The 12,795-nt window shown below is 68.7% G+C and carries 16 protein-coding genes and 1 tRNA gene; 3 read left to right on the forward strand and 14 right to left on the reverse strand.

Annotation, left to right across the window (positions count from 1 at the left end; translation table 11 throughout):
- Window positions 1-156 precede the first annotated feature (156 nt).
- The gene (locus ACFWGJ_RS33740; protein ID WP_387332247.1) at window positions 157-381 is read right to left on the reverse strand and encodes a DUF2277 domain-containing protein; all 225 of its coding nucleotides are present in this window, start codon (window positions 379-381) and stop codon (window positions 157-159) included.
- Between the two features lie 110 nt (window positions 382-491).
- Here ACFWGJ_RS33740 and ACFWGJ_RS33745 point away from each other — a divergent pair, with 110 nt between their 5' ends.
- Window positions 492-836, forward strand: a complete 345-nt coding sequence (locus ACFWGJ_RS33745; protein WP_387332249.1) for a hypothetical protein — start codon at window positions 492-494, stop codon at window positions 834-836.
- Window positions 837-1,222: 386 nt separating this feature from the next.
- Here ACFWGJ_RS33745 and ACFWGJ_RS33750 read toward each other — a convergent pair whose 3' ends face one another.
- Window positions 1,223-2,611 (reverse strand): hypothetical protein, encoded by a 1,389-nt coding sequence (locus ACFWGJ_RS33750; RefSeq protein ID WP_387332251.1) that lies wholly within the window; start codon window positions 2,609-2,611, stop codon window positions 1,223-1,225.
- An 86-nt stretch (window positions 2,612-2,697) separates the two neighbouring features.
- The gene (locus tag ACFWGJ_RS33755; protein WP_387332253.1) at window positions 2,698-3,495 is read right to left on the reverse strand and encodes a DUF4097 family beta strand repeat-containing protein; all 798 of its coding nucleotides are present in this window, start codon (window positions 3,493-3,495) and stop codon (window positions 2,698-2,700) included.
- A gap of 200 nt (window positions 3,496-3,695) precedes the next feature.
- Between ACFWGJ_RS33755 and ACFWGJ_RS33760 the strand changes: the two genes are divergently transcribed.
- Window positions 3,696-3,767, forward strand: a tRNA-Val gene (locus tag ACFWGJ_RS33760).
- A gap of 95 nt (window positions 3,768-3,862) precedes the next feature.
- Here the strand turns inward: ACFWGJ_RS33760 and ACFWGJ_RS33765 are convergent.
- The 10 genes from ACFWGJ_RS33765 to ACFWGJ_RS33810 form a co-directional block, all read right to left on the reverse strand.
- Window positions 3,863-4,996: a tyrosine-type recombinase/integrase gene (locus ACFWGJ_RS33765; RefSeq protein ID WP_387332255.1), complete on the reverse strand. Its 1,134-nt coding sequence runs from the start codon at window positions 4,994-4,996 to the stop codon at window positions 3,863-3,865.
- Entirely contained in the window at window positions 4,996-5,208 is a 213-nt protein-coding gene (locus ACFWGJ_RS33770) for a helix-turn-helix domain-containing protein (protein WP_387332257.1), read from the reverse strand. Before ACFWGJ_RS33770 ends, ACFWGJ_RS33765 begins: the two co-directional genes overlap by 1 nt.
- Complete coding sequence (gene repSA, locus ACFWGJ_RS33775; RefSeq protein WP_387332259.1) at window positions 5,205-6,584, reverse strand: replication initiator protein RepSA; 1,380 nt, start codon at window positions 6,582-6,584, stop codon at window positions 5,205-5,207. The genes ACFWGJ_RS33770 and repSA overlap by 4 nt, the downstream gene beginning before the upstream one ends.
- Entirely contained in the window at window positions 6,577-6,762 is a 186-nt protein-coding gene (locus tag ACFWGJ_RS33780) for a hypothetical protein (protein ID WP_387332261.1), read from the reverse strand. Before ACFWGJ_RS33780 ends, repSA begins: the two co-directional genes overlap by 8 nt.
- Before the next feature lie 88 nt (window positions 6,763-6,850).
- A complete protein-coding gene (locus ACFWGJ_RS33785; RefSeq protein ID WP_387332263.1) occupies window positions 6,851-7,165 on the reverse strand; it encodes a SpdD-like protein in 315 nt (104 codons plus the stop codon).
- Between the two features lie 24 nt (window positions 7,166-7,189).
- A complete protein-coding gene (locus ACFWGJ_RS33790; RefSeq protein ID WP_189838082.1) occupies window positions 7,190-7,345 on the reverse strand; it encodes a hypothetical protein in 156 nt (51 codons plus the stop codon).
- Window positions 7,346-7,356: 11 nt separating this feature from the next.
- On the reverse strand, window positions 7,357-7,548 hold the full coding sequence (locus tag ACFWGJ_RS33795; protein WP_189779709.1) for a mobile element transfer protein: 192 nt from the start codon (window positions 7,546-7,548) through the stop codon (window positions 7,357-7,359).
- 21 nt (window positions 7,549-7,569) lie between these two features.
- On the reverse strand, window positions 7,570-8,277 hold the full coding sequence (locus ACFWGJ_RS33800; protein WP_387332264.1) for a DUF2637 domain-containing protein: 708 nt from the start codon (window positions 8,275-8,277) through the stop codon (window positions 7,570-7,572).
- A gap of 84 nt (window positions 8,278-8,361) precedes the next feature.
- Window positions 8,362-9,717: an FtsK/SpoIIIE domain-containing protein gene (locus ACFWGJ_RS33805; RefSeq protein ID WP_387332266.1), complete on the reverse strand. Its 1,356-nt coding sequence runs from the start codon at window positions 9,715-9,717 to the stop codon at window positions 8,362-8,364.
- Window positions 9,718-9,719: 2 nt separating this feature from the next.
- Complete coding sequence (locus tag ACFWGJ_RS33810) at window positions 9,720-10,076, reverse strand: hypothetical protein (RefSeq protein WP_107018480.1); 357 nt, start codon at window positions 10,074-10,076, stop codon at window positions 9,720-9,722.
- A 426-nt stretch (window positions 10,077-10,502) separates the two neighbouring features.
- Between ACFWGJ_RS33810 and ACFWGJ_RS33815 the strand changes: the two genes are divergently transcribed.
- The gene (locus tag ACFWGJ_RS33815) at window positions 10,503-11,546 is read left to right on the forward strand and encodes an XRE family transcriptional regulator (RefSeq protein WP_387332270.1); all 1,044 of its coding nucleotides are present in this window, start codon (window positions 10,503-10,505) and stop codon (window positions 11,544-11,546) included.
- Here the strand turns inward: ACFWGJ_RS33815 and ACFWGJ_RS33820 are convergent.
- Window positions 11,530-12,324: an NUDIX domain-containing protein gene (locus ACFWGJ_RS33820; RefSeq protein ID WP_387332268.1), complete on the reverse strand. Its 795-nt coding sequence runs from the start codon at window positions 12,322-12,324 to the stop codon at window positions 11,530-11,532. The two genes, ACFWGJ_RS33815 and ACFWGJ_RS33820, sit on opposite strands and share 17 nt — an antisense overlap.
- Window positions 12,325-12,795 lie beyond the last annotated feature (471 nt).

Here is a 12,795-nt window from a genome sequence, read left to right on the forward strand (position 1 = left end):
GAGGCGTCAGGTGCGTGCTCTCGCCGTGCCGGGCGCAGAGCCTCGTACTGGACGTACTTGGCTCTGCGCCCGGTGCGGCGAGTGGGGGTCCCCCCGGCCGGAGGCTGGGGGAGCGTGCATGGCGTCGCGCGGCAGACGGGAATTGTCAGACAGGCCCTAGGACGCGCGGGTCTGCCCCCTCACCTCCAGTTTGGCCAGGAGTTCAGCCGTGGCCTCCGCGACGGCGTCGACGGCATGTTCGAAAACCTCGCGGTTGTGGGCGGCCGGGGCGCGGAAGCCCGAGATCTTGCGGACGTACTGAAGAGCGGCGGCGCGGATGTCCTCCTCCGTGGCCTCTTCGGGAAGGACGGGCGGTCGGAGAGTCTTGATGCTGCGGCACATGTCTCCAGTCTTGCGCGCGGCACTGACAACGCGACCGTTCGCGTGAAGTCCCCCTGCGAAGTCCCCCAAAGAACTCGCATCGCAAAATCGAACAGACGTACCATTGCCGGGTGGCTGAGACCTACGACTTCCCAAGTGACCTCCTGGCCGGTCAGGAGGAGCTGCATCAGGTCCGGGCCGAACTTCTGGCCCTGCTGAAGCGGCTTCCCTGGTCGGTCGAGCCCCTGGACGGCTTCAGCGACGACCACGGCTGGCGCAAGGTGGAACGCCCCGCTTCCCCGGGCTGGACCCCCGACGAACAGGCAGAGGTGGAAAAGCTCCGCCAACGCGAACGGGAACTGGCGGTCTTCGTGACCTGCCACCGCTTCTGGTCGGAGATCCCGCCGGCGAAAAAGGTGGACGCAAGAATGAGCGTCAAACACACAGGGCAACCGGAAGACGGGCCCCCGCCGTAGCCCAACCCCCAAAGCCCAGACACACCCCACGCACCCAGGGGCACGAGGAACCGCGCGCCCGCCCCCCACCGAACCCGCAGCCAAACTCCCCCACCCCACCAGGGCCGGCCCTCCAAAACCCGGGCACACCCCCACCCCCTAGGGGCGCGGGGAACTGCGCAACACCCCCACCAGCCCGCAGCCAACCTCCCACGCAAGCCCCCACCCACCCAGGGGCGCGGGGAACTGCGCAACACCCCCACCGGCCCGCAGCCAAACTCCGACGCAAACCCCCACCCACCCAGGGGCGCGAGGAACTGCGCACCCAGCCCCCACCGAGCCGCAGCCAAATGCCCTCCACCTCGGCGGAGCCGCACGGCACCCCAAACCAAACCAACCCGGCCCAGCTAGGCGCCAGCCCCCCGCTCCTCCCGAATCTGCGAAACAACCCCCGCCACAGCCCCCCGCACACCCTCAAGCTCAGTCAAGAAGTGCCAGTAATCCGGATGCCGCCCCTCCAACGACCCGATCGCCCGCTCCAACCGAGCCACCGACTCGTCGAGCGGCCGCGCCTGCCGAGGATCGGGCGTGTTGCGCCCGGCCATCGCAAGCCGCTGCGCATCCCGGATCGCGAACCGCGTCCGCTCGATCTCCCGCTGCGGGTCCTTGGACACCTCGTTCAGCCGCCGCAACCGGTCCCCCGCCGCGGACACGGCCTCATCGGTCGTGTTCAACAAGGCCCGCACCGTGGACAGCAGGGCCGTCGCATCGGCCCACCGCTGCTCCTCCCGAGCGCCCCGCGCCTCCGCCAGCTTCGCCTCGGCCTGCCGAACGGCCTCCGCGGCCTGGTCAGGCACATGCTGAAGGTCCTGCCAGCACTCGGCGACAAACCGCCGCCGCAACTCGCTGAGCACGGGATTCACCTGCCCGGACCGCGTGGTGAGCGCCTGCGCGCGCGTACGCAGCGACACAAGACGCCGGTCGATCTCGGTGGCCCGCTCGGGCAACCGCTCGGCCTCCGCCGCCACGGCCCCGGCGTCCCGCGCGACCCGGTCGGCCCGCTCCAGCGTCTCCGGCACCCCGTGCTGCCCGGCTCCTTGGTTGAGCTTGGTCAGCTCGGGCGCGAGCGCGGCGAGCCGGGCGGCCAGATCGTCGGCCTTGAGGCCACTGCCCCGCACCGCGTCGAGCGCGTTCGACGCGGCGAGCAGGGACTGCCGGGCCCGCTCCACAGCCGGTGCGAGCCGGGCGAGCTGCGTCTCGGCCTTGCCGAGGAGCGGCCCGAGCCCCCGCTCGAACCGATCGAGCTCATGCTTGACGCGAACCAGCTCATCCTTGGCCTTGCTCAGCTCCGTACGAGCATGAGCGGCGACGGAGGCCTCCAGATCGTCCCGGTCGAGATCATGGGCGTCGACGGCGTCGATGTACGTATGACTGACCTCGTCGATGCGCCGGCCGAGCGCCTCGAAGTCGGCGACCGCGCGCCGGGCGGCCGGGGTGTCGTCGACGGCGGTGATGGTCTCGATCGAGATCCGCAGATCACGCTGCGCCGTGTCCAGTTCGTAGAACGCGGCCGCCGCGGCGTCCTTCGCGGCCTGCGCCTCGGCCCGCTGGCTCTCGGAACGCCCCCCGAACCACCGCCGCGTACCCCCGCCGGCGAAGGCGGCAGGAAGCACCAGCGCGACCAGCGGAAGCGGAAGCAGAACAAGCCCCAACAACTCACGGCCCGCACGGAACCGAGGCACTTGCTGTGCGCGCGGCACAAACGGCGTGTACGGCTGTGAAGGTGTCGCCGTCACTTCCCTCTCCCGTGCTGGAATCCGCCCTGCCCCGGTGGTGGCCCCGATTCATTCTCCCACCAGGTAAGGACGAACACACGGGCCGGTTAGTTCGCGGTACGCACCGTGACTTTCCCGTCCTGGGTGTGCGCGGACACCACATGGGAGCTGCTGTTGTCCCGCGGCACGGACACGTCCACGGACCCGTCCTGGGCACCGGTCGTGACCCGGTACTTGGCGTCCGGCAGCCCGATGGTGACAGACCCGTCCTGCCCACGCGCCGAGACCCGATCGGGAACGGAGACGAATTCGAGGCGGGCGGACCCGTCCTGCGTGTTCACCTCCACCCGCCGGGAGTCGATACCACTGGCATGGACGGACCCGTCCGCGGTACGCAGCGTCAGACGCCCTGAAACATCCTGGACCCGTACGGACCCATCGCCCGCCCGGATATCGAGGGCTTCCTCGAACCCGCTGGCCCGCACGCTCCCGTCCTGGTCCTTCACCGTGAGCGCGACCCCGCGCGGCACGACGATCCGGTGCTTGGCCGAGCAGTCGGCGACCACACCGGAACAGTGCACCCGCAGCTTGAGGGTGTCGCCTTTCTCCATGCTCCAGCTGATCTCGGGATCCTTGCCGATCGCGACATCGGCCTTGAACCACCGGGTGACCTGTACGTCGTCCACGTCCCCCACGACCAGTTCGAGCGCCGAGTCGTCGGAGTCGACGGTCAATGTCCGGCCGTCGAGCGCGAAGGACCGCGTCTCAGGTTCCTTGTCCTCATCGGCACTGTTCCCGCACCCGGAGGCAAGAAGCCCCACGGCGACAACCCCCACACCGACGGCGGCCAGCCGTCCACGACGCCGCCACCCACCCCGACCCGAAAAACTCTGCCGACCACTCATACCGAAACTCCCCCAGATTCCCAACGCCCAAGTCCCAAGCCCCACGCGGTACCGGGACACACCTCGACCGTACGGATCCGGCCCCGGCCGGGGGATCCGGACGACTCCCGGATCGAGGGTGGGGAAAACCCCCGCACGGCACCCCCGGGAACGGGTTTGCAGGGCACCACCCCGGGCAATGTAGGCTGTCGACTCGTCCCGGGCGCGTAGCTCAGCGGTAGAGCGCCGCCCTTACAAGGCGGATGTCGGCGGTTCGAAACCGTCCGCGCCCACCGAGTCCAGGACACGACTAAGGCCCAGGTCAACCGGTGTGAAGCCGGATGCCTGGGCCTTGATCGTTCCCGACAGCTTTTCGCCGCCGTGCCACTTACGTGCCAGAAGGATCCTGCGGAGGCCGCTTGACCTTCCGAATCTGCCCATCGACGTAATCGGCGATCTGGTGATCACGCCCGTTGACGAGGTGCTGATAGATCAGAGCGGCCCGCACGGACGAGTGCCCCATGCGGTGCATCAGCTCTCGCGTGGTCGCCCCACCGGTCGCGGCAAGGGTGTTCCCCGTGTGCCGGAGATCGTGGAAGTGGACGTCACCGAGGCCGGTCGAGTCGAGCGCCCGGAGCCAGATCCGCCGGAAGTTGTTCCGCCGCAGGACACCGCCACGGGCCCCGACGAAGACGAGCCCGGTCCGGCCGGCACTCGCGTGCTCGGCGAGGTGGTGAGCCAGCTCCTCGACGAGCGAGGCCGGGAACGCCACGGTACGGACGCCGGCCGCGCTCTTGGGAGCCTTGACCGTGAGGCCCTCCGTACGTGTCTCGGCGTACGCGCGGCGAACGGAGACGGTACGGGCCTCCAGGTCGATGTCACGGCGCTGGAGAGCGGCCAGCTCACCGAAGCGGAGCGCCGTGAACGCGGCCAGGAGGATCAAGACGCGGCAGTGCGGCGGAACAGCCTCGGCGATCCGGTAGACCTCGGGCACGGACAGGAACGGCCGCTCGGTGTGAGTGACCGCCCCAGCGCCCTTGATCCGGCACGGGTTGCGCTGGATCAACCCGTCATCCAAGGCCGTGTTCATGATGGCGCGGAGTACTTGGTACGACTTGGACACGGTGGCCACGCCGACCCCGGAACCAAGGAGATCGGTACGCCAGCGCCGTACCTGCGGCGTGGTGATCTCTCGCAACGGGACCGCGCGGAAGGTCGGCAGGATGTGCAGGTTGAGCACGCCAGCGTTGCGCTCCCGAGTGGTGGCCGCATAATCGCGATCTTTGAACCAGGACTCCGCGAAGTCACCGAAGAGCACCGAGACATCAGGGTTCCGCCAGTTGCCGTCAAGGATCTCGGCCTCTTGCTTGACGAGCCAGCGGTCCGCGTCGGTCTGCGTGGCGAACGTCTTGTCCGCCGTGCGCATCAGACCGTCCGGGCCCCGGTAGCGGGCCTGGAAGCGCCCCGAGGGCAGCTTGCGTACGGATCCGAAGCGGCGACGGCGCCCTTTGGCGTTGGGCATCAGGCCACCCCTTTGAGGTGCGAGGTACGACCGGTGATCGGCTCCACGGTGTGCGCCGCCACGAAGGCGTCCACAGCACTTTCGGGGATGCGGACGTGACGGCCGACCTTGACGAAGGTGATGCGCCGCTCGGCGATCAGGCGTCGAGGGAAGCGGGCCGTCGTACCGAGCAGCTCGGCGACCTGGTCGACGCTGAGGTAGCGGTCTCTCATACTGCGGCTCCTTCCGTGGCGCGTTGGTCGCGTAGGGCTTCGCGTGCGGTTTCACGGTTGAGTTGCAGGTCCCGGGCGATGGTGGCGGCGAGCGCGGATTCACCGGGGGTGTGGCCGTGTCCGGCGTATTGCCAGTCGGCCAGGACGAGGACGGTGTCCGGCTCGATGTCGTCCAAGCCGAGTGCTTGGCGCTCCTGCTCGGCGCGGAAGTCGGCACGGGCCTGCCGGAGCTCCCCGAGGGTGGTCGAGTAGCGCCGGGACTTGGAGGAGAAGTGGCCGCGAAAGCCGAGCATGTGGGCCCAAGCCCAGATGCGACGGTCCGGGTACAGCGGGTCGAGTCGCTTGCACGCTTCGATCAGGCTGCGGGTGTGGTCGGGAACGCCGTGGCGGTCGAGTTCGGAGAGTTCGCCAATGCGGCGGTCGATGGAGCCGGTGTTCTCGGCGGCTTTGGTTGCGTACTTGGCAACGTACGAGGCCACCGCTTGTTCAGTGATGTCGGAGCCGTCGCCGAACGCTTTCACGGGCCGTACGTCGAGCTGAGTGCCCCAGCGGAAGGTGCGGGTGGGCTCGTCCTCGATGGCAGGCACGGAGACAGAGGTGTAGGAGTGCTCCGCGGCGGCCTCGATGGCATCCGAGAGCAGGCCCGCCGAGGCCCAGGACGGGGGCGGGGTGTCAGGTCCGTCCGGGCCGTCGATGCGGATCACGGCGTGGAAGTGCAGGGCGCCGCGCTTCTGGAACTCGGCGACCTTTCCGTACGAGAGCCGAGCGACCTCCTTGAGCTCGCGTTGGGTGAGGCCGGCACGGGCGGCGATCTCGCGGCGAAGTCGGTTGGTGAAGCGCTGCCATAGCTGTCCGGCGCAGTTGTTGAACAGGACGGCGGCCGCGTAGTCGTACGTCTTCGGATCGAGTGCCGTGCCGAGCACGGGGGCGTCCGACGGGTGGCGAGTGCCGCAGCGGCAGGTGCCACGGTCGGGACGGTTGTGGACCGGCCCGAAGGACGGAGCAGTGAGGGTGGCAAAGACGCGGGGGTGGTCTCGGACTGTGACGGGGATGTCTCGGCGGTCGTCCCCGGCCAGGCCCGCGCGGATGAGGTGGTACGTGTCTCCCGCGTATGTCCAGGCGCAGGAGGGGCAGCGGGAGGCGCGGCGGTTTCCGCAGGCGACGCGGAGGCGCCCGCCAGGCTCGTTCTCGGTGGAGTAGCGGTGCAGGGTCTCGCCGGTCGTCTTGTCCTTGGCGAGGGTCCAGCCGGTGAGGTGGATCGGGTCGGAGCAGCCGCCGGTGCGGCGGATCTGGTCCTGCCAGCGGTCGAAGTCGTCGGCCGAAGCCACCCTCAGCAGGTCGCCGAGGGTGATCGGGTTGAGGAGGACGTCAGGCACGGGCGCCCTCCCCTGCGGTCGAGCGGCGGGAGGTACCGGTGCCGTGGCAGGCCGGGCAGTTGGCGGTGATGCTCCGCAGGTGGCCGTGCCGGTCACGTCCGCCGAGGGTGATGGCGACGGAAGCATGACCGTTGCAGTTCGAGCAGATGTGAGCCTGCGGTTGGCTGTGCGGGGGCATGCTGGGGGTTCCTTCCGGTTGCGAGATCGGAGAGGGGCACGGCTCCCGGGCGGCGGAGACTTGGCGGTTGAGGCCGCCCGGGAGTAGGTCAGCGGTGCTTCGCCTCGCTCGTGATGAGCGAGCGGATGACCAAGGCGCAGATGGCGACGGACGCACCAGTGATGGCGACCGCCAGGAGCATCGAGACGAGTACGGCGCCGACGACCAGGACGACGGCCGTGCCGCTACCGACGAGGGCGACGACGGCGCCAGGGGTGAGCTGAACAGCCGGCCGAGTCGGAGCCACGGGCGCGGGCGCGGGGGCAGTCGAGGTGTGCTGGATGACAGCCGTCGGCTCGATGACGACGGGCGGGGCGGTAAAGCCGGTGGGCTGCGGCATGGCCGGGATCTTCGGGCGGAACATCAGCGGATTTCCCTTCGGGACGGGTTACTTGACGGCGGTGTCGATGACCGGGGCGAGGAGGCTGTCCGCGATGAGGTAGCCGCCGAGGAGCAGCACCAGGACCAGCCAGAACGGTGGGCGGATGAGCTTGACGCCGAGGTAGCCGACGGCGGCAAGGGCGAGCCAGAGCGGGACGTCCACGGGGCGGGCTCCTATCGGGCGGTGCAGCGGTGGGTACGGGCGGCGAGCTGGGCGGCGGTCGCGCTGCCGTAGTCGGCGGACCAGCCGCACCGGTCGTTCGTGCACACAGCGGCGTGCTTGGTCTGGCCGTTGCGGTCGCGGTGGGTGCCGATCTGCACGGGCCCGATCCGCATCACGGAGTGGAAGTGGTCGCGAGCAGGCATGTCGGTGGCGCTCCTTTCTGATCAGGCGAGTTGGGCGGCGATGGCGTGGGCGAGCTGGGACGGGACGCCGAGGCGGACGCGCAGGGTGTCGGTGTCGATCGGCGATCCGGTGCGGGCGTGGTGGTCGGCGGCGATCTTGCGTGCGTGGTCGACCAGCGCGGCCGGAACCGACGGAGCCGCAGCCATGGGCGGACCCGGGGCAGGCTCAGGAGCTGAGGTCGGTACAGCGGCGGCCGGGAGTGCGGGAGTTTCCTCCGGCTCGTTCAGCGCGACCGGCATGGGTCCCGGCTCAGACGAGATGATCGGTTCGGGACCGGTCTCGGGCTCCGGTGCGGTGGCCGGAACTTCGGGCACCGCCGGGTGGTCGTTGGCGGAGTGGGCCAGGAGCGTGCCGCCCATGAAGGCCAGGGCGGGCCAGGCTGCGACGAGGATGCTCAGCCAGGCCGGAACCCGGTCGAGGTCGAGGAGGCCGGCGGTGGCGATGTTGGCGCCGAGCGAGGCGACCAGGGCGATGACGAACCAGCACCAGGCCAGCCGGGATGGCCCGTCGGAGCGCAGTCGTCGCCAGGCGGCGACGAGGAGCAGGTCAACGCTGATCGGGTAGGCCCAGGCTTTCCATCCGCTCTGTCCGGCAGCGGCGGCCAGGTCGTGCAGGTGGGCGAAGGAGAGCGCCCCAGCAATGACGGCTTGGACGAGTACGGCGTCGACTCGGAGGGCGGGGCGGGCCATCACGGCTCCTTCCGGCAATGAGGCATGGAGGGGGTAGGGACCTGGCGCGAAGGGCGGTCGCGCCGACCGGGGGTGCAGGGAGGATCAAGCGGTGGCGGAGGCCGTCTTGGACAGCGGCACTCGGGGCGAGGGCAGCGGAGCGACCACGGGCCGGAAGGGCTCCAGCGCGGGCAGGTCGGGGGTGCGGTCGGCGTACTTGTTGCAGATGTTCACGGCTTGGCGCAGCGAGGTGTGCGGGGCGCGGATGCGGGCCCAGCCGCCGGAGGAGTCGCCGGTGACGGCGATGCCGGGGGTTTCGGTGGGGATCTGGATGGCGGCGAGGACGGCATCCGGGGCGATGTCGCCGAAGGCCATGTTCGCGGAGGATTCGTCGTTGACGCGGTGCGCGGTGCGGCCGGTGAGCTGGGCGCGGAGCATGGTGATCCCCTTGCCGAGTTCGGAGCCGAAGCGCTGCCCGCAGATCTCCAGGTAGATCCCGGAGGCACGGCCGAGCTGGGCGAGCCGGACCAGGGCGGTGACGATGCGATCCCGGCGCTTCTCTTGATCCTTGGTGGCGAACAGGGCGAGTTCGGCGACTTCGTCGACCAGGACGACGACCGGGACCGGGCGCATGTCGACGGGCAGGTCCCAGATGTCTGCGGCGATCTGTGCGTCCGGGACGTTGACGCTGATGCGCTGCTGAGCGCGGATGAGCTGGTAGACGTCCTCCATGTGCGTCACGAGTGCTTCGAGGAGTTCGAGGGCGGTGTCCGGGTTGTCGGCGAGAGCGGAGAAGCGCCGGGCGAGCGGGAAGAGTTCGACGCCCTGCTTGCAGTCGATGCCGACCAAGGCGACGTCCTGCGCGGCGAGTCCGGCAACGAGGTTGCGCTGATACACGGACTTCCCTGACTCGGTGGCGCCGAGCGTGAGCCCGTGCGGCACGGCCCGGTAGTCGCGGTAGTGGACCGAACCGTCCTCACGTAACGCGACCGGTACCCGCATCGGCCGGGTGTCGGCGGTGGCCGGCATCTGCACTCGCTTGAGCACGTCGTAGCCGGTCATACGGACCTCCACCACGCCGGAGCGGAGTTCACGAGAGGTCACGCCGTACATGCCGAAGGAGTGACGGAGCCGGTCCGACGCGGCCGAGACGTCGAAGGCGTCCTGACCCGGGCGGAGCTTGAGACGCAGTACCAGGCCCGTACGGGTGGGCCGGACCCGCAAGATGCGCGGGACACGAGACTCGGGCACCGGCCGGTTCGTGATCCGGGCCAGGGCCAGGCGCCACCGGGAGGGCGGCACCGTCAGCCCGCAGGCATCCATGACTGAGACGTAACGGACCAGGACCCGCAGAACAGCGAAGGTAACGCCGAAGACCAGCCAGTACCAGGCGGGGCGCCGCCACCGCAGGAGACCCGCAGCGGCGACGACCAGCACCAGGGCGATCAGGAAGGCAGTCATGATCAGGCCGCCTGCGAAGCCGAGCCCGCCACAGCCAGCGAGGTGACCGCAACCACGCGGAAGGCGATGCCGTGGCGCTTCTGGCCGTTGAACTCGTTCTCCCACGGCCGGGCGATCAGACCGGTCAGCGCGACCGGGGTGCCCATGACCAGCTCCTCGGAGACGCCCGACTCAGGAACGGTCAGGGAAAGGATCTCCACCTCGTTGTTGGCTGCGAACATCACGTCCACGGTCAGCAGCTTCGCTCCGGTCTCGGCGTCCATGGCGATCTCACCGGTCCGGCGGTCCTTCAGCTTGGTCTGCGGAGCCTTGGCGACCATCACGGTGGCGTTGGAAGTGTCGACTGGGATCTGACGCATTATGGAACTACCTCTCTGAGGGTGGGAGCGGCGTGCTTACTTGGCGGTGGGGACGCCGCTCCTGTGCGTTGACGGGTGGCCCGCAGCAAAGCCGTAGGCACTCACACCGCCCATCTGGTGCGCACCAGTAGATTGCAACTGGTGCGCACCAGAAGTCAAGTGCTGTAGTGACTCCGGTGGTGCAACTCGCTTTGCTGCGACACTTCTAGAGAAGCGCTCGCGCCAACGATTCGGTAGCCAACAGGGGTTAACACGCGTCTCGTTAACCCCTGCCGACCTGCACCGATGTGAGGCATGCTGCTGTTACGGCTCAACACCCCATGCGGAGCGGCACAGGTGATGAACGGACTCAGGACAGCAAGAAGCGCGCGCGAGTGGTCGCAAGAGCGTCTGGTTCGCGAGATCGAGCGTCATGCGCGTCAGCACATGCTCAGCGTCGCGTCGACAGCGAGCCTGCGCGTGTACGTCTCGGAGTGGGAGAACGGCCGGCGAGCCATCTCGACCCGATACGCAAGCATCCTCCGCGTCCTCCTGGGCGTCACGGACGACGAGTTGACCGGCAAGCCGGAGGCACCAACCACCGGCTCCGCAGTCGACGGTTACGACGAACTCATGGGCCGTATCGACGCAGCCCGCAACGTCAGCCAGACCATGGTGAAGACGTTCATGGACCAGACCGAACTGCTGCGGACCATCGACCGGCAGCTCGGTGCGGCAAGCCTTGTCGACCAGATGACCGCGCACCTGTCGACGCTGGAAGACGCCCTCACATTCGCCGTACTGCCCGAGACGCGACGCCCTGTAGCCGTGGCGTTAGCAGGAGCGGCGACCTTGGCGGCATGGCAGGCACTCGACGTCGGAGCGGTCGAACGAGCCTGGCGCCACTACGAGTTGGGCAAGCGGGCCGCCCAGGAGGCAGACGAGCCGATGTATCTGGCTCACGCCACCGCGGAGCAGGCATACGTACTCTGCGATGCGGGCCGAGCCCCGATGGCTGTCGAGTTGGTACGAGACGCGCAGCGACTCGGCGGCAAGGCCATGTCCCCGCGGCTCAGGGCATGGCTGTATGCGGCCGAAGCCGAGATCTGCGCAAGAGCAGGGCTTCAGGATGAGTGCCGGCGCGCACTCGACAACGCGATGAAATGCCTACCGTCGGGCGAGGAAGCCCGCGACCCCGACATGCTGAGCATCTTCCTGAACGGCGGCCATCTGGCCAGGTGGCGAGGCAACGCACTGGCCCTGATAGGCGACGAAGAAGCGGTAGGCAGCCTCTACACAGCCTTGGAAGCGACCGATCCGACGTTCATCCGGGCATCAGCAGGACTGCGCTGTGATCTCGCGCAGGCACACGTGGCCCGCGGCGAGTACGACCAGGCGCACGAGCACCTGCGCCAAGCCCGCTTGGTGGCAAGCCGCACAGGGTCCGTGCGCCACCGCCGCCGTATCGAACAGCTCACCCAGCGGCTGTAGGCGAAGCGCCGGCACCCCGGGAAGCAAGCACGTGCAGCAAAGCAACGAGGGTTCCCGAGCCCATGAGTTCACCACGAGCCATCAGGCCAGGTACGTCGGCGAGGGGAACCCAGGCGATGTGCCCGGCTTCTTCCAGGTCGGTCGGTTCGCCGACGAGCTTCGCGCCCTGGCCCACGAAGATCTCATGCGGCGAGTCGACCATGCCGACCATCGGCTGATACGTGACCACATGCTGAAGCCCGTCGGGCCGCCAGCCGGTCTCTTCCTCGACCTCGCGCAGGGCCGCTTGCAAGGAGTTCTCCCCCTCGTCGACGATCCCGCCAGGGAGCTCCCAACCGAAGGACTGGGGGACGAAGCGGTATCGCCACATCATCAGGACGCGATCCTGATCGTCGATGACGGCAGCGATGGCCACGTGATGCAGGCGTACGACGTGATGTTCAAAACGCTCGACGCCAGGCGGCTCGACATCGACGAGACCGAGCTTCACCCAACGGTTGTCGTACAGAGTCCGCTCACCATGGATCTGCCAGGGCTCGACGTCCGTCGGTGTCTCCGTGCTTACGGACCGATCGGGTACGCGGTACGAACTACGACCGTGCACTTCGACGGCGCCCTCAGCCACCAGCTTCGCCAGCACCTGACGAAGGGCGGTGCGACCGATCTCCAGTTCCTCGGACAGGGTCCGCTCCGACGGGAGCTTGGCACCGGGGTGGTACTTGCCTGTCGTGATCCACTCGCGAATCGTGCGGTAGACCCGCTCAGACTTCGGTCCCATCCCGTGAGCACACTCCTTGTCGTCGCAGCATCCTGACGTCATCAGGCGCAGCAAGCGTAGCCCTGTACCTACTCACGTGAGTAGGTCGTCCGGCTCCAGTGATCAAAGACGTTCAGAGTGCGCGGTAGAACTTTCCCTACTTCATCAAGCCCCGCCGTTCCGGCGGGGAGGGGTGATCCCTGGGACCGGTCCGTATGATCCAACGAAGCCCAAGCCGTCGCGCACCTGCTTGTGGAGCACAAAGCGTCTGTTGGGTCCGTGGCCGCACCTGGCGTGCGGGCCTGTGGGCAAGTGCCGTCTCTCCCCCCCCAGGATCGGGCCTGGCCATGTGGGCCGGGGAGGGGAATCAGGATCGGTCCGGTGCATCGGCCCCTAGGCGGGATCAGAGCGTGAAGCGTGATCACCCCGGGGCATCGTGAGTGGCGCGGGGCCGGGGCCGGGGCGGCGCGGGCCGAAGGCAGGAGCGAAGCC

The sequence above is a fragment of the Streptomyces sp. NPDC060205 genome (assembly GCF_042728395.1).
GTDB lineage: Bacteria > Actinomycetota > Actinomycetes > Streptomycetales > Streptomycetaceae > Streptomyces.